This is a genomic window from Microbacterium trichothecenolyticum, assembly GCF_000956465.1.
Lineage (GTDB): Bacteria > Actinomycetota > Actinomycetes > Actinomycetales > Microbacteriaceae > Microbacterium > Microbacterium trichothecenolyticum.
The window spans coordinates 173,934-199,277 of the sequence record NZ_JYJA01000034.1 but is presented as its reverse complement, the minus strand read 5'-3'; the positions used below and the strand labels follow the sequence as shown (position 1 = coordinate 199,277).

At 69.9% G+C, this 25,344-nt stretch carries 22 protein-coding genes and 1 tRNA gene; 11 read left to right on the top strand and 12 right to left on the bottom strand.

Annotation, left to right across the window (positions count from 1 at the left end; translation table 11 throughout):
• Nucleotides 1-7 precede the first annotated feature (7 nt).
• A tRNA-Pro gene (locus RS82_RS10540) sits at nucleotides 8-81 on the top strand.
• Nucleotides 82-302: 221 nt separating this feature from the next.
• Here RS82_RS10540 and RS82_RS10535 read toward each other — a convergent pair.
• From RS82_RS10535 to RS82_RS10505, 7 genes are all read right to left on the bottom strand, one after another.
• Nucleotides 303-1,190 carry an aldo/keto reductase gene (locus tag RS82_RS10535; RefSeq protein WP_045299119.1) on the bottom strand — a complete coding sequence of 296 codons (888 nt, stop codon included), beginning with the start codon at nucleotides 1,188-1,190 and terminating at the stop codon, nucleotides 303-305.
• Complete coding sequence (locus RS82_RS10530) at nucleotides 1,187-2,062, bottom strand: helix-turn-helix transcriptional regulator (protein ID WP_045299116.1); 876 nt, start codon at nucleotides 2,060-2,062, stop codon at nucleotides 1,187-1,189. The genes RS82_RS10535 and RS82_RS10530 overlap by 4 nt, the downstream gene beginning before the upstream one ends.
• A gap of 1 nt (nucleotide 2,063) precedes the next feature.
• Complete coding sequence (locus RS82_RS10525; protein ID WP_045299114.1) at nucleotides 2,064-2,951, bottom strand: aldo/keto reductase; 888 nt, start codon at nucleotides 2,949-2,951, stop codon at nucleotides 2,064-2,066.
• 97 nt (nucleotides 2,952-3,048) lie between these two features.
• Nucleotides 3,049-3,414 (bottom strand): cyclophilin-like fold protein, encoded by a 366-nt coding sequence (locus RS82_RS10520; RefSeq protein ID WP_157005511.1) that lies wholly within the window; start codon nucleotides 3,412-3,414, stop codon nucleotides 3,049-3,051.
• A 44-nt stretch (nucleotides 3,415-3,458) separates the two neighbouring features.
• Nucleotides 3,459-3,860, bottom strand: coding sequence for a cyclophilin-like fold protein (locus RS82_RS10515; RefSeq protein WP_245619580.1), 402 nt, complete (start codon nucleotides 3,858-3,860; stop codon nucleotides 3,459-3,461).
• A 199-nt stretch (nucleotides 3,861-4,059) separates the two neighbouring features.
• Complete coding sequence (locus RS82_RS10510; protein WP_045299108.1) at nucleotides 4,060-5,085, bottom strand: zinc-dependent alcohol dehydrogenase family protein; 1,026 nt, start codon at nucleotides 5,083-5,085, stop codon at nucleotides 4,060-4,062.
• Between the two features lie 14 nt (nucleotides 5,086-5,099).
• On the bottom strand, nucleotides 5,100-6,356 hold the full coding sequence (locus tag RS82_RS10505) for a multidrug effflux MFS transporter (protein WP_045299106.1): 1,257 nt from the start codon (nucleotides 6,354-6,356) through the stop codon (nucleotides 5,100-5,102).
• A 134-nt stretch (nucleotides 6,357-6,490) separates the two neighbouring features.
• Between RS82_RS10505 and RS82_RS10500 the strand changes: the two genes are divergently transcribed.
• On the top strand, nucleotides 6,491-7,213 hold the full coding sequence (locus tag RS82_RS10500) for an SDR family NAD(P)-dependent oxidoreductase (RefSeq protein ID WP_045299104.1): 723 nt from the start codon (nucleotides 6,491-6,493) through the stop codon (nucleotides 7,211-7,213).
• Nucleotides 7,214-7,286: 73 nt separating this feature from the next.
• On the top strand, nucleotides 7,287-8,243 hold the full coding sequence (locus RS82_RS10495; RefSeq protein ID WP_084695565.1) for a helix-turn-helix transcriptional regulator: 957 nt from the start codon (nucleotides 7,287-7,289) through the stop codon (nucleotides 8,241-8,243).
• Between the two features lie 126 nt (nucleotides 8,244-8,369).
• Here RS82_RS10495 and panD read toward each other — a convergent pair whose 3' ends face one another.
• Nucleotides 8,370-8,756 (bottom strand): aspartate 1-decarboxylase, encoded by a 387-nt coding sequence (panD, locus tag RS82_RS10490; protein ID WP_045299221.1) that lies wholly within the window; start codon nucleotides 8,754-8,756, stop codon nucleotides 8,370-8,372.
• 94 nt (nucleotides 8,757-8,850) lie between these two features.
• On the opposite strand from panD, the gene RS82_RS10485 reads away from it, so the two are divergent.
• The 3 genes from RS82_RS10485 to RS82_RS10475 are packed head-to-tail and all read left to right on the top strand — an operon-like array spanning nucleotide 8,851 to nucleotide 14,445.
• Nucleotides 8,851-10,323, top strand: coding sequence for a DUF3375 domain-containing protein (locus tag RS82_RS10485; RefSeq protein ID WP_045299102.1), 1,473 nt, complete (start codon nucleotides 8,851-8,853; stop codon nucleotides 10,321-10,323).
• A complete protein-coding gene (locus tag RS82_RS10480) occupies nucleotides 10,316-11,095 on the top strand; it encodes a DUF4194 domain-containing protein (protein ID WP_084695564.1) in 780 nt (259 codons plus the stop codon). Before RS82_RS10485 ends, RS82_RS10480 begins: the two co-directional genes overlap by 8 nt.
• The gene (locus tag RS82_RS10475; protein ID WP_045299099.1) at nucleotides 11,092-14,445 is read left to right on the top strand and encodes an ATP-binding protein; all 3,354 of its coding nucleotides are present in this window, start codon (nucleotides 11,092-11,094) and stop codon (nucleotides 14,443-14,445) included. The genes RS82_RS10480 and RS82_RS10475 overlap by 4 nt, the downstream gene beginning before the upstream one ends.
• Here the strand turns inward: RS82_RS10475 and RS82_RS10470 are convergent.
• From RS82_RS10470 to RS82_RS10460, 3 genes are all read right to left on the bottom strand, one after another.
• On the bottom strand, nucleotides 14,442-17,054 hold the full coding sequence (locus RS82_RS10470; RefSeq protein ID WP_045299097.1) for a PEP/pyruvate-binding domain-containing protein: 2,613 nt from the start codon (nucleotides 17,052-17,054) through the stop codon (nucleotides 14,442-14,444). The two genes, RS82_RS10475 and RS82_RS10470, sit on opposite strands and share 4 nt — an antisense overlap.
• A 101-nt stretch (nucleotides 17,055-17,155) precedes the next feature.
• The gene (locus RS82_RS10465) at nucleotides 17,156-18,484 is read right to left on the bottom strand and encodes a flavin monoamine oxidase family protein (protein ID WP_045299095.1); all 1,329 of its coding nucleotides are present in this window, start codon (nucleotides 18,482-18,484) and stop codon (nucleotides 17,156-17,158) included.
• Between the two features lie 83 nt (nucleotides 18,485-18,567).
• Nucleotides 18,568-19,056: an adenosine-specific kinase gene (locus tag RS82_RS10460; RefSeq protein WP_045299093.1), complete on the bottom strand. Its 489-nt coding sequence runs from the start codon at nucleotides 19,054-19,056 to the stop codon at nucleotides 18,568-18,570.
• A gap of 127 nt (nucleotides 19,057-19,183) precedes the next feature.
• On the opposite strand from RS82_RS10460, the gene RS82_RS10455 reads away from it, so the two are divergent.
• The 4 genes from RS82_RS10455 (at nucleotide 19,184) to RS82_RS10440 (ending at nucleotide 22,765) form a co-directional block, all read left to right on the top strand.
• The gene (locus tag RS82_RS10455; RefSeq protein WP_045299091.1) at nucleotides 19,184-19,885 is read left to right on the top strand and encodes a hypothetical protein; all 702 of its coding nucleotides are present in this window, start codon (nucleotides 19,184-19,186) and stop codon (nucleotides 19,883-19,885) included.
• A gap of 109 nt (nucleotides 19,886-19,994) precedes the next feature.
• Nucleotides 19,995-20,471 (top strand): hypothetical protein, encoded by a 477-nt coding sequence (locus tag RS82_RS10450; protein WP_045299089.1) that lies wholly within the window; start codon nucleotides 19,995-19,997, stop codon nucleotides 20,469-20,471.
• On the top strand, nucleotides 20,458-22,035 hold the full coding sequence (locus tag RS82_RS10445; RefSeq protein WP_245619579.1) for a multicopper oxidase family protein: 1,578 nt from the start codon (nucleotides 20,458-20,460) through the stop codon (nucleotides 22,033-22,035). The genes RS82_RS10450 and RS82_RS10445 overlap by 14 nt, the downstream gene beginning before the upstream one ends.
• Before the next feature lie 37 nt (nucleotides 22,036-22,072).
• Complete coding sequence (locus RS82_RS10440) at nucleotides 22,073-22,765, top strand: lipoate--protein ligase family protein (protein WP_045299085.1); 693 nt, start codon at nucleotides 22,073-22,075, stop codon at nucleotides 22,763-22,765.
• A gap of 106 nt (nucleotides 22,766-22,871) precedes the next feature.
• On the opposite strand, the gene RS82_RS10435 is transcribed toward RS82_RS10440, so the two are convergent.
• Nucleotides 22,872-23,798 (bottom strand): Lrp/AsnC family transcriptional regulator, encoded by a 927-nt coding sequence (locus RS82_RS10435; RefSeq protein WP_045299083.1) that lies wholly within the window; start codon nucleotides 23,796-23,798, stop codon nucleotides 22,872-22,874.
• Nucleotides 23,799-24,016: 218 nt separating this feature from the next.
• On the opposite strand from RS82_RS10435, the gene RS82_RS10430 reads away from it, so the two are divergent.
• Nucleotides 24,017-25,339: an MFS transporter gene (locus tag RS82_RS10430; RefSeq protein ID WP_045299080.1), complete on the top strand. Its 1,323-nt coding sequence runs from the start codon at nucleotides 24,017-24,019 to the stop codon at nucleotides 25,337-25,339.
• The last annotated feature ends 5 nt before the right edge of the window (nucleotides 25,340-25,344 follow it).

The following is a 25,344-nucleotide window of genomic DNA, read 5'->3' as shown; positions in this document are numbered from 1 at the left end:
CGGTCAACGGGATGTGGCGCAGCTTGGTAGCGCACCTGACTGGGGGTCAGGGGGTCGCAGGTTCAAATCCTGTCATCCCGACAGTTCAGAAAAATCCCCGGTGAGACTGCGAAAGTCTTACCGGGGATCTGTCGTCTGTGGAGCGTCCTCCCGGGAGAGCGCCGAATGAGCGCCGACGACGTCGACGAGTTCACGCGGCTTCTGGCCTTGTTCTGCGTGATGCGCCATCCGAGTCTCGTAGCGATCACCACCTGGTCGTGAACCGGTCCCAGGGCGTCGCCGGCGAGCTCCTCGTTCGCGTATCAGGGCTCGGGGATTTCGACGTCCCAGGTGGAGGGATCGACTCCGTCGGGATCGGGTCCGCCGCGGATTCCACGATCGAGCGCATCGATCTCGGTGAGTTCGTCGGTGTCGAGCTGGAAGTCGAACACGTCGATGTTCTGCGCGATTCGTCCCGGATCGGTCGATTTGGGTATTGCCGAGCGTCCCTGCTGCAGGTGCCATCTGAGCATGACCTGTGCGGGGGTCTTTCCGTGCGTCTCGGCGATGCGACGGATGGTGCCGTCCTCGAGAACGCTGGCACGATTCTCACCCCAGCCGGGGTAGAACGTGATTCCTCCGATCGGCGACCACGCTTGAGTGAGGATGCCGCTCTCTGCGTTCGCGCGCTGGACGTCAGGCTGAGTGAAGTAGGGGTGCAGCTCGACCTGGTTGACTGCCGGTACGACGGTCGTCTGTTCGCGCAGGGCCGCGAGGTGGTGGGGCATGAAATTGCTGACCCCGATGGACCGCACGTGCCCGTCATCCAGGAGTCGCTCGAGGGCTCGGTAGGCTCCCACGGTTCGTTCGAAGTGCTGCGGCATGGGCTGGTGCAGGATCAGGAGGTCGATCTGCGAGATCCCGAGCTTGGTCGCGCTCTTCTCGAACGCGTGCAGCGTCTGGTCGTAGCCGTAGTCGCTGACCCAGACCTTGGTCTCGACGAACACCTCGGCGGGGTCGATATCTGACCGGCGGATGCCGTCGCCGACTTCTCGTTCGTTGCCGTACCCGGCCGCGGTGTCGATGTGCCGATAGCCGGCCTTCAGCGCGGTCTCGACGGCGACCGCTGTCTCTTCCGGTGAGCTCTGGAAGACTCCGAAGCCGATCGAGGGGATGCGCACGCCGTTGTTCAGGGTGATGGTGTCGTTCACGAGGTTTCCGCTCGGTGTGGTGGCGAGTCCAAGGGGGTCTTCGCCCACGAGGCCAGAACCGCCATTCGCTCGGCGGTGGGCGAATGGGGCTCGACCGTGTAGACGAGCATGGTTAGCCCTGGTTCGGTGGTGAGGTCGAAGGATTCGTATCCGAATTCGAGGTCTCCCACGGCCGGATGCCGGTACCGCTTCGTTCCACGCTGGTATCTGATGACGTCGTGCGAAGCCCACAGTGACCGGAACTCGTCGCTCTGCGTGGACAGCTGGCCGATGAGGCGGATGAGCGCGTCGTCGAAGGGGTCCCTCCCGGCCGCTTGGTGCAGCAGCGCGACGGCATTCCTCTTGGCGCGGGCGAAGTCGATGTAGAAGTCCCGAGCCCGCCGATCGAGGAACTGGAAGGCCGCCGCGTTGAACAGCGCAGCGCCCTTCGGCGGCAGGGGGTACAGTGCTGCCCCGAGCGCATTGGCGGCCACGACGTCCAGCCGGGCGTTCTGCACGATCGCCGGCACGGTGATCGCATCGAGCACGGCCTGGGTCCCGGGGGTTGCGGCCGCCGGGGTCTTCGGTCGTGGCTTTCGTCGGTGGGGCGCCGCGGTGACGTCCACCAGATTCAACAGGTGCTCCCGCTCGATGTCATCCAGCTGCAGTGCGCGCGCGATCGCGTCGAGCACTTCGCGGGATGCGCCGCGGGTGCGTCCGCGCTCCAGCTTCGCGTAGTAGTCCGTGCTGACTCCCGCCAGGTGGGCCACTTCCTCCCGTCGAAGGCCCGGGACCCTCCGGGCGCCGCCGAAGACGGGCACGCCGGCCCGCTCGGGGGTGATCCTGGCACGCCGCGAGGTGAGGAAGCTGCGGATCTCGTCGGGAGTGGACAAGTCAGGCAGCGTCGATCGTGAGCTCGATGACGTCGGGGGTGGCGTCGTCGGGGTCGATGGCGCCGCGCGTGCCGGTATCGAGCGCTGCGATCGCCTCCAGGTCGTCGGCTGTCAGCTCGAAGTCCAAGACGGCGAAGTTCTCCGCGATCCGCTGGGGGTTCACCGACTTGGGGATGGCGCTGCGCCCCTCCTGCAGATGCCAGCGGAGGATCACCTGGGCGGGGCTCCGGCCGTGCGCAGCAGCGATGCCCTGGATCACCTTGTTCTGCAACGGCGGCACCGCGCCCTGGTCGCCTGCCCACCCGTAGACGCCGCCGATCGGCGACCACGCTTGGGTCAGGATGCCGAGTTCTCGGTGCAGGGCGACCTGGTCGGGCTGCTGGAAGTTTGGGTGCAGCTCGATCTGGTTCACGGTGGGCATCACGTCCGTCTCTGTCAGAAGCGCTTTCAGGTGCTCCGTCTTGAAGTTGGCCACTCCGATCGCGCGGACACGCCCGTCCGTGAGGAGGCGTTCGGCCGCCTTGTATGCGGCGATGGTGTCGTTCCAGTTCGCCGGCCACGGCCAGTGCAGCAGGTAGAGGTCGAGGTAGTCGACGCCGAGCTTGGCGGTGCTGATGTCGAACGCGCGCAGAGCGCTGTCGAACCCGTAGTCAGTCATCCACAGTTTCGTCGTGAGGAAGACGTCGCCGCGATCGACCCCGGAGTCACGGATACCCTGCCCGACTTCACGTTCGTTGAAGTACGCCGCCGCTGTGTCGATCAACCGGTAACCGGCCTGCAGCGCGGTGGTCACCGCCGACGTCGCCTCTTCGCCGTCGCTCAGCAGTACACCCAGCCCCAAGGCGGGGATCTCGACAGCGTTGTTCAGGATGATCGTCTTGTCGCTCATGCCAGTCCTCTCACTTTCTTCTCGAGTCAAGCCATCGGCGCGTTGTCGGGGAAGGGCGAGTCGAACAGTGGTCTGGTGGACCACCCCGCCTCAGAGCTCAGGTCGCGCGACGAATCGTCGCGGTGAAATCCGACGTGATCTCGCGCAGCCCTGTGACCTCGTCCAACCAGCCGACGGGCATGATTCCGGGGAATGTGCCGACATCCTCGTAGTAGAGCACGAGGGATTGTGCGGGTTGGTAGTAGGCGATCGTCGCCGCGGGAGCATTGCTGCTGCGTGGCGCGCCGCTGATCCTCAGGGCGGCGGGCAGCCTGCCGATCTTCTCCTGCGCTCCGAAATCGGTGAACTGCAGCGTCAGCGGCAGCAGCGCGAGAAGCGATGACGCGATCGGTGTGTGATCCACTGACCCGGTCAGGTGCATACCGGGAAGCTCGATGTCGATAGCGGTATGGCGTGAGGTCATGTCAGGTCTCCGGGCGGCGACGGCGAGGGGTCTGATGCAGCGGGTCATTCGTTGGCGATCTCGATCGTGACCTGGCCTTCGAGGAGGGCGAGCTGGTCGACGGTGGCGGAGTACGTGCCGATGTGGATGGTGGCGTCGGAGTAGTCGATGCCGTCGGCGTTGTAGTAGAACCCGATGTTCCCCCACGGGGCGTAGTAGATCAGGTCGCCGTCCTCCGGATCCGATCCGGGGGATCCCTGCGTGGTCAGCTCTCTGCTGAAGTAGGCGATCTTCTCGCGGCCGTTGAACTCTTCGACCGCGACCTCTGCCGGTAGCAGAGAGAGGAAGTCACGCACGGTGGGATTGTCTCCACCGATCGTGACGTCCACTGTGGTTCGGTCGGAGGTGAATCGGACGATTGTGCCCACGACCTGATCGACGGCCGCGGATTCGGTCTTCGTCGGCACGGGAGTCGCCTTCTGCGTCGGCGTCGCCGATGCACTGGACGTCGTGGGCGCCGGTGGTGCCGCCGTGCTCGCCCCGCACCCTGTCAGGACGGCGACCATAATCGCCGCGGCCCAGGCGGGGAGGGCCCTTCGCAGTTTCATGTGGCTTCTTCGTTCTGTCCAGCCGGACGTCGTCGGGCCTCCCGCCGGAGGAGTCGGGTCAGAGGGTGAGCAGCACTTTGGTGGCGCGGCGCTCGTTCATCGCGGTGTAGCCGGCGGCGGCGTCCTCGAGGGGGAGAGTGAGGTCGAAGACGACGCCGGGGTTGATCTTGCGGTCCCAGATCAGCTGGATCAGCTCGGGCAGGAACCGGCGGACCGGGGCAGGTCCGCCGTGCAGGTGGACGCCGGAGAAGAAGAGCTCGAGCCCGTCGAGTGAGACGTCGTGGGAGACGCCGACGTAGCCGATGTGGCCGCCGGGGCGGGTGGCGCGGATCGCCTGGTCCATGGATTCCTGGGTGCCGACGGCCTCGATCACGCTGTGGGCGCCGAGTCCGTGGGTGAGCTCCTTGATCTTCGCGACACCGGCGTCGCCGCGTTCTTCGACGATGTCGGTCGCGCCGAACTCGCGCGCGAGGGCCTGTCGGTCGGCGTGGCGGGACATCGCGATGATCCGCTCGGCGCCGAGCTCGCGTGCGGCGAGGATGCCGAGGAGTCCGACGGCGCCGTCGCCGACGACGGCGACGGTCTTGCCCGGGCCGGCTTCGGCGGCGACGGCGGCGAACCAGCCGGTGCCGAGCACGTCGGACGCCGCGAGCAGCGACGGGATCAGATCAGGGTCGGGCTGCCCAGGGGTGGCGACGAGGGTGCCGTCGGCCAGCGGGATGCGGGCGTACTCGGACTGGGTGCCGATCGCGCCCATCATCACGTTGTGCACGCAGCGGGACTGGTAGCCGGCCCGGCAGATCTCGCAGGTGTTGTCGGAGGCGACGAAGGACCCGACGACGAAGTCGCCGACCTTGACGTTCTGGACGTCCGCGCCGATCGCGGTGACGACGCCGACGTACTCGTGGCCCATCGGCTGCGGCGTCACGGCCAGTGGCTCGGCGCCGCGGTAGGGCCAGAGGTCGGATCCGCAGATGCACGATGCCGACAGGCGGATGATCGCATCGGTGGGCTCGAGGATGACGGGGTTGTCGCGGTCTTCGACCCGGACGTCGCCTGGGGCGTACATGGCGACCTGACGCATGGTGATGTTTCTCCTTAGTTGGTCGAACTGATGAGTGTGGGCCGACTCGAGGCGGCGGCATCCGGCACTGTTCTTTTCGAACGGGCGAGCAGGAAGAACGCGACGCCGGCGAGGAGGACCGAGACGGTGGTGACGAGGCCGAGGGGAAGGATGCTGAGGGCTCCGGCGACGCCGACCAAGGGCGCGGCGACACCACCGAAACCGAAGCGGACCATGCCGAGAAGGGAGGATGCGGTCCCGGCCATGTGGGGGTACTCCACGAGTGCGAGCGCGGTGGCGGGGGGTGAAGAGATGGCGACGCCGGCGGCAAGGAGGAACAGCGACACGATCACGACCCACAGCGGCATGGCGATGATGCCGGCGGCGAGCAGACCGAGGGCGCCGAATCCGGCGACCAGGATGCCGGTGGCGAGGGTGCCGGGGACGCTCCACCTCTCGGCGGCACGGCCGGCGAGGTATCCGAACGTCATGAATCCGGCCGAGTTCAGTCCGAAGGCCAGCGCGTAGCCGAGCGGGGACAGGCCGTAGATGTCCTGCAGCACGAACGTCGACCCGGCCAGGTAGGCGAACAGCGCCGCGTACAAGAACCCCTGATTCAGCACTGCTCCGAGGAACACGCGATCCGACAGGAGAGTCCGATAGTCGCGGATCGTCTGCCCGAACCCTCCGCGCGTGCGGTCCGCGGCCGGAAGGGTCTCGCGGAACACCAGCAAGGTGACGACGAGGATGCCGGCACCGATCAGGGAGAGGAAGACGAACAGCCCGCGCCAATCGGTGAAGGAGTTGAGCATGCCGCCCAGGAGCGGCCCGATGATCGCCGCGAACCCGCCGACGACCGTCAGTCGCCCGTAGAAGCGGATCAACGCCCCGCCCGTGTAGATGTCACGACCGGCGGCTTGGGCGATGACGATCCCCACACCTCCGGCGAGACCCTGCACGAACCGGGCGGCGATCAGCAGCTCCACAGTGGGACTGATCGCGCAGAGCGCGGACGTGACGATGTACGCCACGATGCCGATCAGCAGGATCCCTCGCCGTCCGAACCGGTCGGACAGCGGCCCGGTGATCAGCTGCCCGGCAGCGAGGCCGATCAGGCACGCGGTGACCGTCAGCTGAGCGACCGAGGTGACCGCACCCAGCGCCGCCGTCAGTGCAGGGAGTGCGGGCAGGTACAGGTCCATCGAGATCGGACCGAATACCGTGAGGAGCAACAGCAGGGTCGGCAGTGCGCGGCGGACTGCGGGCGGGGCGGTGAGCGACTGTTCGGGCATGTGTCAAGCCTGACCGCGCCCGCCGACGAGGGGGAGTCTCTGATGAGGGGTGTACCGAGAGGGCACCCTTCGTCCCCGGACGGCCGATTACCGTGAGACGGGCGAGAAGCCCGACCGACGCGAAGGAGAACCACGTGGCGCTCATCCTGGTCACCGGCTCGTCGGCCGGCCTCGGCCTCAACACCGCGATCGATCTCGCCGCCCGCGGGCACGCCGTCGTCGTCCACGCGCGCGATTCGTCTCGTCGCCCGCCGGAACCTGCAGCGGCGGCCTGGAACGGCATCCTCTATGGCGATCTCGCTGACCTGGATCAGGTGCGAGACGTCGCGCATCAGGCGGCGCACTTCGGCCGGTTCGACACGGTCGTCCACAACGCCGGAGCGCTCCACCACTCGGACGCCGTCAAGGTGAACACGATCGCTCCGTACGCTCTCACGGCGCTGATGGACAAACCTGCCCGGCTGATCTACCTCAGCAGTTCCATGCACCGCGGCGGGTCGACGAATCTCCAGGGGCTGGAGACCGGCGCAGCCTCCTACGGCGACAGCAAACTATGGGTGACCGCCCTCGCACTCGCCCTCGCGCACCGGTGGCCGACCACGACCAGCCACGCCGTGGACCCCGGATGGGTGCCGACCCGGATGGGTGGGGCGCACGCACCGGACGACCTGACAGCGGGACACCAGACCCAGTTATGGCTCGCGACCCACCCCGACGTCACGCCCGTCACGGGGGGCTACTGGTACCACAAGCGCGTACAAGAACCCGATCCCTCGGCCGCGGACGAGGACTTCCAGGCTCGGCTCTTGGCAGCGCTCGAGTCGCACACCGGAATCCCGTTGCATGATCGGCTCTGACAGACCGACGACGCTGAAGGGTGCCATGACAGAGACTCCCTCGGCGACCCGGGACCGCTCTAGCCTGAATGCCATGGACAACCGAGCAGAGGTGCGCGAGTTCCTCATGACACGTCGCGCACGGGTCACCCCTGACGCCGTCGGTCTCACGGTCGGTCCCAATCGGCGCGTCGCCGGTCTGCGGCGCAGCGAGGTCGCCAGCCTCGCGGGAGTGAGCGTGGAGTACTACTCCAAGCTCGAGCGGGGGGCAGTCGCCGGGGCATCCGCATCCGTCCTGGACGCCGTCTCGCGTGCCTTGCAGCTGGATGACACCGAGCGAGCCCACCTTCTGGACCTCGCCCGCGCCGCAGACGGCATCCCCACCAGCGGTCGCCCCCGCCGTCGCGCGAGCAAGCCGACCGCGGCGCGACACAGTCTGCAGTGGGCACTGGCCTCGATCACCGACGCTGTCGCGTTCGTCCGCGACCAGCACCACGACCTCCTCGCCTTCAACGATCTGGGCCGGGCGTTCTACTCTCCGGTCATCGGCGACGGCGGGCGCACGCCCAACCTGGCCCGGTTCCAGTTCCTGGACCCGGCCGCGCGAGACTTCTACCCCGACTGGGACAAGTTCGCGGAGATGTGCGTCGCGGTCATGCGCGCGGAAGCCGGCCGCGACCCGCATGACAAGGGTCTGCAAGACCTCGTCGGAGAGCTCTCTCTGCGCAGCGACACCTTCCGCACACTGTGGGCGGCACACAACGTCCGCACCCACGGGGCCGGCACGAAACGCTTCCAGCATCCGATGGTCGGCGAATTGATCCTCGCTTACGAGGAACTCGCGATCACGGCCGAACCCGGCAACGTCCTCCTGATCTACACCGCCGAGCCGGGCTCGCCCTCCGCCGAGCGCCTGAGACTCCTTGCCTCCTGGGATGCCGACAACAGCCGGATCGCGTCCGAGACGGACACCGCTTCCCCTGCCGAGGGCGGCTCGCCGGCGGTACGAGGGGGCCGAGCTCCGGCCGGCCGACCGGGTCGGAAGGAATGACGTCCCCGCATCAAGTCGCCTGCTGCCCGCTGCACTGTCAAGCCGTGCGGGGCGCGGAGGTCATCACTTTCCCACCTCGATCACCTGGGGACGACCCGTGTGCCCGCGTGGGGCCGGACGAGTGGCTCAGCTCGCGGTCGTCAGCACGCGCGCGACGCTGTTCGCCCGGGCCCCGGGCGTCGACTCGTCGATGTTGACCACGATGGGGGTGTGCTCGAGCACCTCTTCGCGCTCGTACTGCGCGTACGACATCACGATGACGACGTCGCCGGTGTGGACGAGTCGCGCGGCGGCGCCGTTGATCTGCATCACCCCGGTGCCGCGCTCGCCGGCGATCGTGTACGTCTCGAAGCGCGCGCCGTTGTTCACGTCGACGACGTGCACCTGCTCGTGCTCGACGATGTCGGCGAGATCCAGCAGATCCGCGTCGATCGTGATCGAGCCGACGTAGTTCAGGTCGCTGCCGGTGACGGTGGCGCGGTGGATCTTGGACTTGAGCAGGGTGCGACGCAAGGAGAACTCCGAGAGATAGTGGATCGAGTCCAATAGTAGGACCGACCGAGACCCGAATCGTGGTCCCGTGCCCGCCGCAGGTAGTCTGGACCCGATGGGGAACACTCGTGCCGAGGCGGCATATCTGCGGGCTCTCGCGGCGTTCCGAACCCCCACCCTCGACCTGCTCCACGGTCGCTACGCGCCCTTCGTGGTCGCAGCGCTCTCGATCGTGTTCACGGTCGATCGCCCGTCGGTGGAGATCTCCGATGCGCACGCCGAGGTCGCCGAGATCCTCGACGAGCTCCGAGCCGCGGGCTACGACGAGGGCGATCGCACGCTCCCGGTCGGCACCGCCCGTGAGATCTGCCGCTACTGGGTGCGGGTCGGCTGGCTCGTGCCGCAGATCGACGGCGACGCCGAGGTGTACCGCCTGACCGCGCACGCGGTGGGCGCACTGGAGATCACGGGGCGCACGGCCGGCGCCCGGACGCGCGTGTCGAACTCGCGCGTGCGCACCCTGCTCGAGGCGGTCGAGCGGCTCTCCGATCACGCCGAGACGGATCCTGCCGTCCGGATGGCCCGCCTCATCCAGGAGCGTGACGCGCTCGACGCCGAGATCGCCCGCCTCGAGCTCGGCCAGTCCGAGCCGATCGACGACGAGCAGCTCCTCGAAGAGGCAGAGAACGTCCTGCACCTTGCGCGCGAGCTGCCGGCGGACTTCACGCGTGTCGCCGAATCCATCAAGGCCATGCAGCGCGACGTCGTCGCCGACCTGCGTCGTGACGTCCGCCCGACAGGCGAGGTGCTGCGTGAGTACCTTCAGCGCGGGCAGCACGTCATGCAGTCCACCGCCGAGGGTCGCGCCTTCGCCGGCGCGCTGCGCCTCATCGGCGATCCGGAACGCATCGACAACCTCACCGAGCAGCTGCACACGCTGCTCGCCCAGCCGTTCACACGCCTCATGGACGGGGAACAGCGCAAGGAGCTGGACGCCATCGGCCGCCGCGTCGAGCTCGGCGTCGAGGAGGTGCTCACCGCGCAGCGCCGCGCCTCGCGCGTCATCACCGGACAGGTCCGCACCCACGACCCGATCCGCGACCGTCAGGTCGACGATCTGCTCCGCGACGTCATGTCGGGTCTGCAGACGTGGACCCGCAGTTCGTCCTCTGATGCACCGGTCGAGCCGCTGCGCAGTCTTCCGATGGCCGACGTCGGCCATCTGCGGCAGTCGGTGAGCGACATCCGGCCTCCCGGCGCGCCCGCTCCGCTTCCCACCTCGGACGAGGACGCGGTGTTCACGGATGCTGACACCCGCGCGTGGGGCGGACCCCGGTACGCCGAGCTCGAGGCGTATGTCGCCGGCCTCGGCGACGAGTTCGATCTGGGCGACGCGTTCCAGGGGGCGGACGACGACGCCCGACGACCGGTGGACCTCGTCGGCCTCCTCGAGATCGCGCACCGCAACGGCATGAGCGAACCCGGCGGGGTGTCTGTCGTCGAAGCCCTGCGCCCTGACGGGACGACGCGACGGTTCGCGTTCGGATCCGTGACCGCCCGCACCGCGAAGGAGCACGATGATGACTGAGACCGCCACACAGAGCGATCTCGACGCCACCGACGCCGCCGTGGAGGACGCTGCCGCGGGCGAGGCGTTCATCGCGCCCGCTGCGATGGAGAACGACCTCGACGAGCTCTTCCCCGGCGACCGCGGCGTGCTCGACCCCGCCGTGCGGCGTCTGTTCGTCCACGTCCTGCAGCGGCGGTTCCTCATGGCGGACCGCAACCGCGAGGAGTGGACGGTGCTGCTCGACAACCAGCAGCTCATCGAGTCGCGTCTCAACGATCTCTTCGTGCGCCTCGTGGTCGACCACGACCGCGGCGTCGCATACAAGCAGCAGGTGCGCTCCGACGAGTTCGAGATGCCGATCCTGCTCAGGGATGCCGCCTACACGCGCTCCGAGACCCTCGTGCTCGTGCACCTGCGCACCGTCTATCAGCGCGAGTCGGCCGCGGGTGAGCCGGCGGCGCGCGTGGACATCGAGGACGTCGAGCAGACGGTCATGAGCTACTTCGTGGACGCCGACGGCGACACCGCTCGCCGCCAGCGGTCGATCCGCAAGGCGATGGACCGGCTCGCGCGCGACGGCATCGTCGACGAGGAGACCACCGGCCGGTTCCGCATCAGCCCACTCGTCGAGATCGTGCTGAGTGCCGAGAAGCTGCGCGAGCTGCGCGACTGGCTGCGGACCCAGTCGGATCCGGCCGTCGCGGGGGGCGCAGCATCCGTCGCCTCCGTCGATGTGTTCGACGAGGCCGAAGACGACGACGAAGACGACCTCGAGGAGGCCGCGCTGTGACGATGCTCGACACGCTGTTCGGGCTGATCCCGGCGGCATCGCGCGGGCAGCAGTGGCTCGCCGAGGACCTGCAGCTCGTGAACTGGGGTGGTTACGACGGCGCGCACCGCGTGCGGTTCTCACCCGAGGCGACCCTGCTGTGCGGCGGCTCGGGCTCGGGCAAGTCGACGCTGATGGACGCGTACATCGCGCTCATGATGCCCCACACGACGCCGTTCAACGGCGCGTCGAACGGGGGAGTGACGGGGCGTCCGCGCGGCGACGAGCAGCGCAACATCCTCTCCTACGGACGCGGCAAGCTCGACGAGTCGCGCACCGAGGAGGGCACGAAGATGCGCGTGCTCCGCGGCGACGGCGAAGACACGTGGACCGCCGTCGCGATGACGTGGATCGACCACGACGGGTCCCGCTTCACCGCCGTGCGCGCGTGGTACATCCCGGCCGGCGCGCGCGTGCTCGAAGACACCGTGCGTGTCCGCGCGACGACGGACCGCGCGTTCGATCTCAGCTCGCTCCAGCAGGCTGCGGCGCTGCGCCTCTCCGACCTCTCGCTCCGCAACGCCGGACTCGACCCCGTGAGCACCGATCGCGAGTTCTCGGCGCGGCTGCACGCGGTGCTCGGGATCGGCGCCGCGGGCGCGGGTGGCAAGGCGATGAGCCTGCTCGCCCGCATCCAGGCCGGCCAGCAGATCACGACGGTGGACGATCTGTACAAGCGGCTCGTGCTCGAAGAGCCCGAGACGATGACCACGGCCGACGCCGTCGTCGCGCACTTCGACGGCCTCGAGAGCACGCGCACGCGCATGCTCACGGCGCGCCAGCAGGTGAGTGCACTCGAGCCGATCCATGAACTGCGCGAGAAGATCGCGGCAGCGGTGGAACGTGTGCGGCTCATCGACGAGGTCGGCGAGTTCTCCGACCCGGCATCGCTGGCGACGCTCTGGCGCGCCGATCGGCGACTGGGCATGCTGCGCGAGGTCGAGACCGAGCTGCGCGATCGGAAGAACGCCGCCGACACCACGCTTCGTGAGAAGCGTGCGCTGGCCGACGCCGCAGAGGCGGAGCGCGACGGACTCGTCGAGGTGCTCCGACTCTCGGGCGGCGATCGCCTCGAGACCGCGCAGCGGGAGCTGCGCGAGGTCGAGCGGCGGCTGACCGCGACGCAGAGCCGCCGCGCGGGGTTCGACGCAGACTTGCGCGCCATCGGCGAGGCCGCCGCCACGCAGGCGGAGTTCACCGAGCTGATGGACCGCGCCCGCGCAAGCCTCGCAGACCGCGATGCGAAGGGCAGCGTGCGGGCCGAGTATGCCGAGGCGATCTCGGCGGAGAAGTCCGCAGCACGCGAGATCGCCGAGCTGGAGGCCGAGGTGCGGCGCGCGACCGGGCTGCAGGGCAACATCCCGCGGGCGCTGCACGAATCGCGCGAGCTCGTGGCGCGTGCGGCCGGCATCGAGGTCGAGGACCTGCCGTTCGTCGGCGAGCTCGTCGAGGTGCGCACGGAGTTCGAGCCGTGGCGCGAGGCCTTCAACCTCGCGCTGGGTGGTTTCGCGACGACGCTGCTCATCGACGTGGACCATCTCGGGCGGTTCCGCACGGCGATCGACGCGGTGCGCACGCCGGTGCGGCTGCGCTACGAGGGCGTCCACGCCGGACTCGACGAGGCGGACCTGCGCGACACGACCACGCTGCCCGGTCGTCTCGATTACCAGAGCACGCCGTTCACGGGCTGGCTGCAGGAGCGCCTCGCCGACCGCTTCGGCTTCGTGTGCGTCGACTCCGCCACCGGCCTGTCGCAGCACCGCATGGCGCTCACGATCACCGGTCAGATGTCGCAGGGCAGTCGAGGTGCGCACGGCGGCCACGGCCGTGAGAACGTGCTCGGGTTCTCCAACGACCGGCGGCTCGCCGACCTCGCGCGGCAGCTCGACGACGCCCGTCCGCGGCTCGAGCGCGCGGCGGAGAACCGCAAGCGGGCGGATGCCGCGCTGGACGCCGTCGACGCTCGCTTCGCGGTGTACGCCAAGGTCCGCGATCTCACGTGGGAGCAGGTCGACGTCGCCGCCGTCACGGCCGAGCGGGACCGCTGGCTCGCCGTGCAGGACGACGTGACGGCAGCCAATCCCGAGATCGCCCGCGTGCAGGGGCAGATCGCCGCGGCCAAGGGCAAGGCGGCACGCCTGCGCGAAGAGATCGCGCGCACCACGGTCGAGCGCGAGCAGATCGAGTCGCAGTGGAGCGACGTCATCGACGACGTCGACGCGGACCAGACGGTGATCGACGCCGCCGAAGACGCGGGACGGATGCTGCGCCCCGAGCAGATCGCGTTCCTCGACGAACGTTTCAGCCTGACCGAGACATCGCGGCAGGCGAGCGCATCGGACGCGCTGGCCGGTTTCGTCGCCGCGCTCACGACCGCCGCGCAGCGGTTGACCGAGGACCGCCGGGCCGCCGCCGACTCGCTCGAGCAGCAGCGCGACAGCGTGCGGCGGATCATGGTGAGCTTCCTGGAGCGCTGGCCGAACCCGAACCTCCTGCCCGACCCGGATGAGTCCGTCGACGACTTCGAGCGCATCCTGGAGGCGCTCCGAACGAGCGGGCTCCACGAGCTCGAGGCCGAGTGGCGCGACAGCCTGCTGAAGCTGTCGGGCAATGACCTCACGAACCTCGACTCGACGCTGAGCCGCTCGATCCGCGAGATCCGCGATCGCATCGAGCCGATCAACGAGATCATGCAGGATCTGCCGTTCTACGACGACGATCACCGCCTGCAGATCACGACGCGCGAGAACCAGTCGGAGGCGCGCCGCCGCTTCCGCCGCGAACTGCGCGAGGTGCGTGCGCTCATCGAGGCGGCATCGTCCGACGACGAGCGCGAGCAGGTCTACCGGCGGATGTCGAAGCTGATCGGCCACATGCGCCGCTCGGCCCCCGACTTCGGCGACCTGATCGACGTGCGCAACCATGTGCGCGTGAGCGCCGAGCGCGTCGACGCCGCGACCAAGCAGCACGTCGCGCTCTACGACCACATCGGCGAGAAGTCCGGCGGCGAGTCGCAGGAGCTGATCGCCTTCATCGTCGGCGCGGCCCTGCGGTATCAGCTCGGCGATGCCGGTGCGGCGCGTCCGCGCTACGCCCCGGTGTTCATGGACGAGGCGCTGATCAAGGCCGACGCCCACTTCACCAAGCGCGCGATCGGCGCGTGGCGGGGCCTCGGCTTCCAGCTCGTGATCGGTGCGCCGAACGACAAGTACAGCGCCATCGAACCGCACGTCGACGTCGAGTACGACATCCTCAAGGACACCCGCGGTCGCTCGTGGGCGAAGCCCAAGGTCGGCCTGCAGGCCCGCTAGGAACCGGCGCTGCGAAGCGGCACGGTCACCACGCCCGATGCCCCGTCGACGGTCACATCGACGCCCGTCGTGATCGTCTCGGTCGCGTGCGCAACTCCGACGACCGCGGGGATGCCGTACTCCCGCGCGACGACCGCGCCGTGGCTGTTGGCGCCGCCCATCTCCATGACGAGGCCGCCCGCCGTGAGGAACAGCGGGGTCCAGCCCGGATCGGTCGAGGGGGCGACGAGGATCTCGCCGGGCTCGAGGTGCGCCCCGACCGGGTCGAGGATGACGCGCGCGGGGGCGGTGGCGGTCCCGGCCGACGCCGGAGTGCCACGCAGCGCCCCGGGCTGATCAGCGGCGGAGCCGGCGCCGACGGCCTCCGGTTCCGTGCCGTCGGACAGCAGCATGCGCGGCACGTGCCGCCGGCGGAGCTCGGCGTTGTACCGGTCTCTGCGCTCGCGGACCGTCGCACGCATGTCGGTGCCGGCCGCGGCGCGGTTCGTCTCGTCGAAGTCGAGGAAGAACACGTCGGCGGGATCTGCGACCCGACCCGCGGCGGCGAGCTCGACGCCGATGGCGACCAGTTCCGCGCGTGCCCGGCGCATCGCGATGATCATGAGGAACTTCGGCATCTCGCGCATGCCGACGAGCGCTCGAGCCCGCCGAAGGCAGAACCCGGCGGCGGCGGCGCGAAGCCGGCTGCGCTCACGCGCGCGGTGGACGAGGGTGTCGATCATCGCCTCGGCGTCGCGCGCACCGGCGGCGAAGTGCTGCGCGGGGGTCGCAGCATCCGTGTCGAGGCGAAGGTAACCCGTCAGCACGCCGAAGAGGTGGGTGGGGTCTTCAGCCCATCGCGGCATGCCGAGATCGATCTCCGCGACGGCGCGGTGGCCGTAGCGGGCGAGGAAGTTCGCCATCGCGCGCTGCAGCACGGCCGGCAACGCGCCCGCGAGGTAGGCGTCGGCGAGGTCTTCGGCGTCGCGGGTGCGAAGCGCCGCAGCCGACTCGGCGTCGCGCCGCGCGCGCACCGCGACGTCCCACAGTTCGAGATCCATCTGCGTGGTGACGTTGTCGGGCACACTGCGGAGCACGGTCTGGAGGTCTCCCGGCTGCGTCGAGCCGCGCAGCAGCCGGGCGGCGAGCCCGAGCATTCCGAATCCGACGACGGCGCCGGGCAGGCTCCGCGGCGCCAGGGGCATCGTGCGCAAGAGCAGATCGACGACGCCGTCGACGCGGGTCGGGATGTCGCCGCCGGCGATGTCCCGCGCCCGCACCTCGGCGGCGAGCCGCTGCACCCGTCGCTGGGCGGCGGCCGGGCTGAAGAACGCCTGTCCGAGGAGCAGGGGCAGCCGTATGCGGGCGGCAAGGTGCAGGAAGCCGCGGGCGAAGCGTCGCCGGGACCGCGGGAGCACCGTGAACCGCGGGTCGTCGAACAGCCCGCGCAGCACGACGGCGGAGCGCGCCTCCATCACGTCGAGCGCCCGAGGGAAGATCTCACGGCCGACCGCCGAGCGCACGACGGGCGTCGCGTCGACGAAGATGCGCTCGCCGCCGATGGCGAACGCGCCGGGTCCGTCGACGATGCGGGCCGGGCGTCGGCCGATGAGGTCGAGGAACCCCGAGCCGATCACCCGGAAGGCGGCGATGCCCATCGGCGTGATGGGCCGATGGAGCCCCTGCGCGAGGCTGACGCAGAAGTACACACGGGTGTCGGTGGCAGGGCGGGGTGCATCGCGTACCGGCACGGGGAAGAGCGTCGTCACCGGCCGCGACTGGGTGAGCCAGGCGTGCCCGTCGCCGTCGATCGCCCACTCGATGTCCTGCGGGCTGCCGAACGCGCGCTCCACTCGGTCTCCGAGCGCGGCGAGCGCACGCACCTGCGCGTCGGTGACGCTCGCCGGCTGGTCGGCCTCACCGCCGGGTCGCCGATCGAGGATCCGCCCTGTCGCCGTGTCGACGACGAAGTGATCCGGGTCGACCGAGCCCGACACGACGGCCTCGCCGAGGCCGCGTGCCGCGTCGAGCACCGCCTGACGGCGGCGACCGGTCACCGGGTCGGCCGTGAACAGCACGCCGGCGGACTCGGCGTCGACCATCCGCTGCACGACGACCGCCAGCGCGACTCCCGCGCCCTCGATGCCCTGGGCGGCGCGGTACGCGACCGCTCGGTCGGTCCAGAGGGACGCCCAGCAGCGGTGGACGGCGTCCAGCACGTCGTCGACGCCGGCGACGTCGAGGTATGTGTCCTGCTGGCCGGCGAAGCTCGCTCCGGGCAGGTCTTCCGCGGTCGCCGACGATCGGACGGCGACGGCGCCTGCCCTGGGCGCCAGGCGATCGTACGCCTCCCGCACCGCCCGGGCCACCTCGTAGGGGAACGGCGCCTCGAGCACGGCCGCACGGGCGGCCGCGGCATCCGTGATCGTCCCCGATTCGACCGCTGACCCACGCACCGCGCGCCGATACGCCGCGGTCGTGACGCAGAAGCCCGGCGGGACGTCGAAGCCCGCGCGGATCAGTTCGCCGAGGTTCGCCGCCTTGCCGCCGACGGTCGCGAGGTCAGCGACCGACAGCTCCGCGAGGTCGACCACGAAGCTCCCCTGCGGTGCGGGGCTGGACGCGGCCATGGTGTCGTCCTATCGGCCAGGTCGGCCCACGCTCGTGGGCTCAGGTGCAGAATCGCACTCCGCGCACCCCGCCACAAGATCGACACCCGCCCGGCCGGGCGTCAGTCGGCCCAGGCCCCCTCGATGGCGATGTCGCGTCCGAGCACCCTCGACGCCGCGCGGTGGCCCGAGAACATCGCGGCGGGCACGGTCGCGGGGTCGTCGGTCCAGGTCGCCTCACCGGCGAGGTGGAGCACGCCGCCGATCGGCGTCGAGAGGTCGTCGTGGTCGGCCGTGGTCGATCCGACCGTCATGTAGGCGTACGACCCGTGCGACCACGGGTCGTCCTGCCAGTCCGTGACGTGCACGTACATCGGCAGCTCGACGCGGTCGCCGTACAGGCGCCGGAGCTGCACGAGGATCGACTCGACGATCTCGTCCTCGGTCCAGTCCCACGTCTCGAGCGCCGCCGGGCCGGCCGCGAAGGTCAGCAGCGTCGGCGTGCCGTCGAGCGCGGTGAGGTCGTACCAGGAGTGCCACCAGCGACTCTCGGGTCCTTGCTGGCGGATCGCGTAGACGCCGTCGTCCCAGAACTTCGTCGGGAACCGCAGGAACACCTTCTCGAACGCGTTCATCGTGAGCCTGCTCAGCGCACCTGCGACGGGTTCAGGCAATGCGGGCTCGATCACGAACTCGTCCGACTGCAGCACGCCCACCGGCACCGTGACGATCGCGGTGTCGGCGGAGAACAGCCCGTGGTCGGTCGTGACCAGCACGCCCCCCGCCGACCACTGCACGTCGGACACGACATGGATCAGACGGATGTCGAGTCCCTCGGCGAGCCGCCGGGGAAGGCGGTCGTACCCGTCGGGGAACACGACCTCGTCGCCGTCGATCGAGTCGTCGTCGAGCCCGTGGGCGGCGAGGTCCTCGATCCAGGCGCCGTACTGCTCCTCCGAACGGTGCTCGAGGTACTCGCGCACGCGCTGCGTCCGCTCCGCGTCCCATCCCTGGGCGGTGAGCGCGGCGTCGGTCACGTCGCGGTACGACGCATCGGGAGCGGATGACGCGACCACCTCCCGCAGCGTGGCGTCCACGGCGTGGATGTCGTCGATGAATGCCCGGGTGGCGGCATCCGTCAATCGCTTCCCGTCGGGTCCGTAGTACGCGATCGGCCGGCTGTCGGGCTGGTAGCCGCCGACGGTGAACTCGACGGTGCGCATGCCGAAAGCCTCCGCCGCCGCGGCGACGGGGGAGTCGGTGATGCCGTGGATCCACGAGGCGCCCATGTCGGTCACGATCCCCGTGAAATGGCGGTCTGTCGAGACCCGGCCGCCCACGCGGTCGCGGGCCTCGAGCACGACGACACGATGGCCGGCCCTGCCCAGGAGGCGCGCGGCGGTCAGACCCGCCACCCCCGCGCCCACCACGATCGTGTCGAAATGCTCCATCTGCGATCCTCCTGGCCGGCGCATCACCGCGCCCTTCGACGCTAGCGGCATCCGGGCGATCGTCGATCCCCACCGCCGTCGCGTCAGAGCTTGTACCCGATGGCGCGCAGCAGATCGCGGCGGTCGGCGACGTCCTGTTCGGTCTCGACGCCGGCCGGCGGCCGGCCGTCGATGACACCCGCGACGCCGCGGCCGGCGTCGGTCACGGCGACGAGCATCTGGATGGGGTTCGCGGTCGCGCAGTAGACGGAGCAGACCTCGGGCACGGCCTTCACCTGGTTGAGGACATTCACCGGGAAGCCGCCCTGCAGCATGATCACGAACGAGTGGCCCGCGCCGATCGCCAGCGCGGCGTCGACGGCGAGGGCGACGAGGTCGTCGTCGTTGCCGGTGCGACGCACGAGCCGCGCGCCGGACGCCTCGCAGAACGCGACCCCGAACCGCAGGGTTCCCCCCACCCCGGCGAGCGCTTCGTGCAGATCCTCGACGGTCTTGATGAAATGCGATTGGCCCACGATGACGTTCACGTCGTCCGGCTTCTCCAGCGGAACGACCTCGATGTCGACGGTCATGGGAACCTCCTCCGACAGCGCCAGCCTAGACTCCCGGCCTTCTCGCCGCGCGGGGTGCACGCGCCCTGTCCTGCCCGGCTGGTGAGCCTGGCCTACCGCATGCTCGACCTCGGTGGGACCATGAACCATGGCGACCGAGGCCGACGGGGGCGGAGCCGAGAGCGACGCCGCGCTCGCGCGTCGGCTGCAGATCCTCGCGACCGAGCACTGGGGGCTGCTCGCCGCCCGCAGCACGGCGCAGAGCGAGGTGCTCACGCGGATCAGCATCTATCTCACGCTCGTCTCGGCGGGCCTCGTCACGATCGGCCTGCTCGGGCAGGCGACGCGGTTCGGGTCGTGGTTCCCCGCGGCGGCGCTCGGCATCCTCGGGTTCCTGTCGGTCGTCGGCCTGCTCACGCTCACGCGCGTGATGACCGTCGCCGAAGAGGACCTCATGTACGTGGTCGCGATGAACCGCATCCGCGGCGCCTACGCCGACGTCGATGCCACCGCCGCCGGCTATTTCCTCGCCTCACCCAGCGACGACCAACTCGGGTCCATGGTGACGTACTCGTTCCTTCGCTACCGCGGCGGGCTGGAACAGGTGCTCGGCTCGTCGATGATCCTCAGCATCCTCGTCAACGGGTCGGTCGGGGGCATGTTCGTCGGCGGTCTCTGCGCGGCGCTCGGGACGCCCGTGATCGCGGCGGTCGTCGTCGGCGTCGTGGTCGGTCTCGCCATCGTCGCGACCGCCGTGTCTTACGGCGGGTTCCGCTACCGGATGGTGTGGAAGACGTATGCGCCGCTCCGCCCGAGCGCGGGCCCGCCGCCGCACTGGCGCGGACGCTGACCTCCACACCCCGACAGGCGGCGCAGGACAGCCGCGTCGCGTCGCGGATGTATCAGGCGGCCGCCCAGGTGCTCTGTCGTGTCGTTGAACCCGACACCGAGGAGCTGTCATGCGCATCACCTACCGCATCCTGTCATTCGCCATCTGCGCGCTCGTCGCGCTGCAAGCCGCCTCGCACGCCTGGGCGTCGGCCGGCCTGGGGCTGTACATCGCCGAAGGCGGCGTCGTCGACGCGTCCGCGCAGGAGGGCCCGCCGCCTTTCCCCGAGGTGATGGGCTTCATGATCCACGGCATGAACGGCATGTTCGTCATCCCGGCGCTCGCGCTGATCCTGCTGATCGTGTCCTTCTTCGCGAAGATCCGGCGTGGGGTCGCGTTCGCGGCAGGCGTGTTCGGCCTGGTCATCCTGCAGGTGACGCTCGGCCTCTTCGGCCACGGGATCCCGCTGCTCGGGTTCCTGCACGGCGTCAACGCGCTGCTGCTGTTCACGACCGCGCTCCTGGCCGGACTCAACGCCTCGAAGCGCCGCGTCTCGGCACGGGCCGACGCGGTCGCCGCGCCCACTGCCGCCAGTGCTTCCGCCTAGAACCGCATCGGCGAAGAGCCGGTGGGCGTGGTTCGCCCGCCGGCTCGGCGCCGTGCTGGGTCTGGTCGCGGTCGGGCTCGTCGGCTGGATGTGGTGGGCCAGCGTGCTGCCCGGCTCGTACTCGGCGCTCGACATGGGCGTGCCGGATTTCGGGGGCGGCGCCGGCTCCGAAGCCCACGCCGTGGCGCACGGCCACAGCGCCGCGGCCGCCGCCGGCGCCGGCGCGGCCGTGCCGGCGAGCGCCGACGGGATCAGCGTGCCCGAGCTGACCGCCGACCCCGACCGGCCCGCCGACGTTCACGTCGAACTGACCGCGCGGGCCGAGCGCGTGAGCATCGCCGGAGGAGAGCCGTTCGACGGCTTCACCCTCAACGGCACCACGCCGGGCCCGACGATCCGCGCGACGGAGGGCCAGCTCGTCGAGGTCGTGCTGCGCAACGAGGACGTGCCCGCCGGCGTCACCGCGCACTGGCACGGGGTCGACGTCCCCAACGCGATGGACGGCGTCGCCGGTGTCACGCAGGACGCCGTCATGCCGGGGCAGAGCTTCACCTACCGCTTCGTCGCCGAGCAGGTCGGCACGTTCTGGTACCACGCGCACCAGGCGTCGCATCCGCAGGTCGTCGGCGGCCTCTTCGGTGCGCTGATCCTCGATCCCGCTCCGGAGACGGATGCTGCCGCCGCCGCGGACGTGAACCCTCCTGCCGTCGACGTGGTCGCAGCGATCCACACCTATCCCGGGGGTCAGCGCACGATCGGTGGCGCTCTCGGCGACTCCCACCGCGAGTCCGCCCCGGGCGACATCGTCCGGGTGCGACTCATCAACACGGACTCGACGCCGACGAGCGCCTGGGTGACCGGTTCGCCCTTCCGAGTCCTCGCCGTCGACGGTCACGACCTCGTCGGCCCCACCTCGCTCGCCGACCAGAGCGTGCAGATCACCGCCGGCGGTCGCGCCGACCTCGAGGTACGGGTTCCCGAGAGCGGGGCAGTCCGCGTCCAGGTGCCGGGGGCCTCGGTCACCATCGGCCCCGATGGCGTCGATGCCGACGAGACGTCAGCGCCGAGGGAGCATCTCGACCTGCTGTCCTACGGGGAACCGGCAGACGTCGCCCTCGACCCCGAAGCGCCGGATCGCCGGTTCGCCTACGACATCGGCCGCCTTCCCGGCTTCCTGGATGGCCGGCCGGGCTACTGGTGGACGATCAACGGCGGCATGGGGGCCGCGGTGCCGATGTACATGGTCGACGAAGGCGATGTCGTCGTCATGACGATCTCGAACAGCAGCGGCGAGGGGCATCCGATGCACCTGCACGGCCACCACCTCCTCGTCCTCTCACGTGACGGCGTACCGTCGTCGGGCAGCCCGTGGTGGGTGGACTCCCTCGATGTCGTGCACGGCGAGTCGTTCGAGGTCGCGTTCGTGGCCGACAACCCCGGCGTCTGGATGGACCACTGCCACAACCTCCCGCACGCGGCTGAGGGCCTGATGACCCACGTCGCCTACAACGGGGTCACGACGCCCTTCCGCCTGGGCCGAGACACCGGCAACGACCCGGAGTGAACGCCGGGCGTAGCCATTCGCGTGAGAGTGTGGGCACATGACCCTGCGTGACGGCTCGGCTCTCGTGATCCGGCAGGAGGAACGGGCGGATGCCGCAACCGACCTCGAGCGGTCGGTCGAGCTTCTGCGAGCCGTCGCCGACGGCACGATCGCCGCGCACCGGGTGGTGCGGGTGTACGCGCCGGTGCCGACGGTCGCGATGAGCCGGCGCGAGAGCCGGCTGCCCGGATTCGAGGTCGCCCGGGCCGCCGCGGTCGAGCGGGGCTTCGCCCCGGCCATCCGCCCCACCGGCGGGCGGGCGGTCGCCTACGACGAGAGCTGCATCGTGTTCGACGTCGTCGCGCGCGAGGCCGAAGGCTCGATCGACCAGGCGCGGTTCTTCCGCGAGGTGGGTGACGCGCTCGCGGCCTCGCTGCGCGGGCTCGGCGTGGACGCCCGCGTCGGCGACGTGCCGGGGGAGTACTGCCCCGGCGAGTTCAGCCTCAATGCGCGCGGCGCAGTCAAGCTCATCGGCACCTCCCAGCGCGCGGTGCGGGGCGCTCGACTGCTCAGCGGGATGCTGCCGCTCGGCGCGGTCGATCGGTTCACCGATGTGCTCCTCGCGGTCAACGCGGCGCTCGAGCTCGACTGGGACCCGGCCACTTTCGGCACGCTGGCGACCGAGGTCCCTCGCATGCCGAGGACGATGGTCGAGGACGCCCTGATCACCGCGCTCGCCGCGCCGCTCTGATCGCCCGCACAGAATCGGAGGTCCTGGCCGGCGCGCCGGGAGATGGATGCTGCGGCCGGGCGTGTCGCGCAAACTCTCCGATTCTGTGCACGCGCCGGCGCACGGCTCACCCGGTGATCGAGCCGAGGGGCTGCGGGATGCCGCCGCCGGCGGGTCGGAGGGTGCGGGCGTAGTCCTCCTTGAGCACCGCCAGGTGGAACCACGCCTCGACGCCCGAGACGCCGGGGATCTCGCGGATCCGTTCGAGGCTCGCGTACAGCGCGCCGGCCGACGGCTCGACGAGGGTCGTGACCACGTCGAAGCGGCCGAGGGTGCGCGCAGCGAAGTCCACGCCGCGCCACGTGCGCAGCGCCTCGGTCACGCGATCGTCGGCGCCCGCGAGGTTGAGGCCGACGCCCATCGACAGCTGACGGTGCACGAGGCCGCGTGCCTCGACGGCGCTGATCTTGATGACGCCGCCGTCGACGAGCCGCTGTACCCGCGTCGTCACCGCCGAGGGGGACAGGCGCACGGCCTCACCGAGTGCCCGGTAGCTCTTGCGGCCGTCGCGCTGCAGCTGCTCGATGAGTGCGGTGTCGATCGCGTCGATGGTGACGTCGCCGTGGTACTCCGACACGAAGAACCCCTTGACCACATCGGTGTAGATGAGGGTGTTGATGTCGGCGACGCCGGGCAGCGCCCGGATCTGGGCGAGCAGGTCGTGCAGCGCCGGCATCGACCCGAGTCGCACCTCCGTCACGAGGTCGTACGCACCGCCGACCGCCGAGACGAGCACGGTCTCGCTGAGGCCGCGCAGGTGCTGCGCCACGGGCTCGACACCGCCCTGCGTGCGGATGGACACGTGGGCGAGCACATGCTGACCGAGGAACACCGGGTCGACGGCGGCGACGACGCGCACGGTGCCGTCGGCGAGCATCGCGTTGAGCCGGGTCGAGACGGCGGCGCGGGACTGGCCGAGGCGACCGGCCAGGGTGTGGATGCTCGCGCGGCCGTCGACCTGCAGCTCTCGGATGAGTTCGGCGTCGAAATCCATCGCGATCCTCGAATTCGTCGATTTCCCGGAGAACGCACGTCCTGATGCGCAGAATCCGAGTCTAGAACCATAGGAACAGGACGCCGCATGTGATTCTGTGCACCGAGCCCGCCAGAACCCCAGTGGATCGCGTCCGACGCTGGAGTTCTGCCCTTGCCAGCGGCATCCGTTCGTCTCTAGCCTCATCGCATCCCCGATACATCCGCAAAGGAGCGGTCATGACTTCCACCACCAGCAGGGCGCGGCGCGCAGGCATCGCCGCGTTCGTGGGAACCACCATCGAGTGGTACGACTTCTACGTCTACGCGACCGCCGCCGCGCTCGTGTTCGGGCCCCTCTTCTTCCCGAGCGGCGACCCGCTCGCCGAGACCGCCGCCGCCTTCGCGACGTTCGCGGTGGCGTTCCTCGTGCGCCCGCTGGGCGGCATCATCTTCGGCCACATCGGCGACAAGCTCGGGCGTCGCGTCTCGCTCGTCATCACGCTGCTGCTGATGGGTGTCTCGACGGTGCTCGTCGGATGCCTGCCCACGTACGAGGCGATCGGCATCGTCGCCCCGATCCTCCTCATCCTGCTGCGCGCCCTGCAGGGCCTCGCTGTCGGCGGCGAGTGGGGCGGCGCCGTGCTGATGAGCGTCGAGCACGCTCCGGCCGGCAAGAAGACGTTCTACGGCGGCTTCACGCAGCTGGGCAACCCGGCCGGCGCGCTGCTGGCCTCGGGGATCTTCGCGATCATGTCGCGCTTCGGTGACGACTTCATCATGAACGGCGGATGGCGCATCCCGTTCCTGCTCTCGATCGTGCTGGTGGCCGTCGGCTTCTGGGTGCGCTACCGCGTCGAGGAGTCGCCGGTCTTCGAGCAGAAGGTCGAGGGCCGCAAGCAGACCATGCCCCTGGCGTTCGCACTGCGCGTCAACTGGAAGCCGATCCTGCTCGGCATCGGCCTGCTGCCGATCTCGACCGGCGGCTACTACCTCGCCACCACCTTCGCGACCTCGTACGCGACCGGCGAGCCGATCAGCATGAGCCCGCAGCTCATCCTCGACGCCATGACGATCGCCTCGTTCATCGAGTTCGTCGTCACGCTGCCGGTCGCGTGGCTCGGCGACAAATGGGGCCGCAAGAACATCATGTACATCGGCCTGGTGACCTCTGTGCTCACGTTCGTGCCGTTCATGCTTGTGCTGCCCGGCAAGGTAGAGCCCGTCATCTTCCTGCTGGCCTCCCTCGTGCGCATCGCGATGAGCGCCACCTACGCACCGATCGCCGCGATCCTCGCGCAGATGTTCCGCCCGCAGGCGCGCTACACGTCGATCGCGCTGTCGTACGGCGTCGGCGCGGCGATCTGGGCCGGCTTCTCGCCCTGGTTCGCGACCATGCTCATCGCGTGGACCGGCAGCGTCTGGTCGGTCATCTTCATGTTCATCGGAATGGCCCTGCTCGCCGGCCTCTGCACCTGGCTCGCACCGCAGCACTCCGACGAGGCGCCCGTGACGGACTCGTTCACGCCGCGCACCGACACCACGGCTGCCCGCACCCTCTGAGCACG

Bases quoted from the DNA above. Each gene is read 5' to 3' on its own strand.
- RS82_RS10525 (WP_045299114.1), bottom strand. From the start codon at position 2,951: ATGAGCGACAAGACGATCATCCTGAACAACGCTGTCGAGATCCCCGCC.
- RS82_RS10520 (WP_157005511.1), bottom strand. From the start codon at position 3,414: ATGACCTCACGCCATACCGCTATCGACATCGAGCTTCCCGGTATGCAC.
- RS82_RS10510 (WP_045299108.1), bottom strand. From the start codon at position 5,085: ATGCGTCAGGTCGCCATGTACGCCCCAGGCGACGTCCGGGTCGAAGAC.
- RS82_RS10505 (WP_045299106.1), bottom strand. From the start codon at position 6,356: ATGCCCGAACAGTCGCTCACCGCCCCGCCCGCAGTCCGCCGCGCACTG.
- RS82_RS10495 (WP_084695565.1), top strand. From the start codon at position 7,287: ATGGACAACCGAGCAGAGGTGCGCGAGTTCCTCATGACACGTCGCGCA.
- RS82_RS10485 (WP_045299102.1), top strand. From the start codon at position 8,851: ATGGGGAACACTCGTGCCGAGGCGGCATATCTGCGGGCTCTCGCGGCG.
- RS82_RS10480 (WP_084695564.1), top strand. From the start codon at position 10,316: ATGACTGAGACCGCCACACAGAGCGATCTCGACGCCACCGACGCCGCC.
- RS82_RS10470 (WP_045299097.1), bottom strand. From the start codon at position 17,054: ATGGCCGCGTCCAGCCCCGCACCGCAGGGGAGCTTCGTGGTCGACCTC.
- RS82_RS10465 (WP_045299095.1), bottom strand. From the start codon at position 18,484: ATGGAGCATTTCGACACGATCGTGGTGGGCGCGGGGGTGGCGGGTCTG.
- RS82_RS10460 (WP_045299093.1), bottom strand. From the start codon at position 19,056: ATGACCGTCGACATCGAGGTCGTTCCGCTGGAGAAGCCGGACGACGTG.
- RS82_RS10455 (WP_045299091.1), top strand. From the start codon at position 19,184: ATGGCGACCGAGGCCGACGGGGGCGGAGCCGAGAGCGACGCCGCGCTC.
- RS82_RS10450 (WP_045299089.1), top strand. From the start codon at position 19,995: ATGCGCATCACCTACCGCATCCTGTCATTCGCCATCTGCGCGCTCGTC.
- RS82_RS10440 (WP_045299085.1), top strand. From the start codon at position 22,073: ATGACCCTGCGTGACGGCTCGGCTCTCGTGATCCGGCAGGAGGAACGG.
- RS82_RS10435 (WP_045299083.1), bottom strand. From the start codon at position 23,798: ATGGATTTCGACGCCGAACTCATCCGAGAGCTGCAGGTCGACGGCCGC.
- RS82_RS10430 (WP_045299080.1), top strand. From the start codon at position 24,017: ATGACTTCCACCACCAGCAGGGCGCGGCGCGCAGGCATCGCCGCGTTC.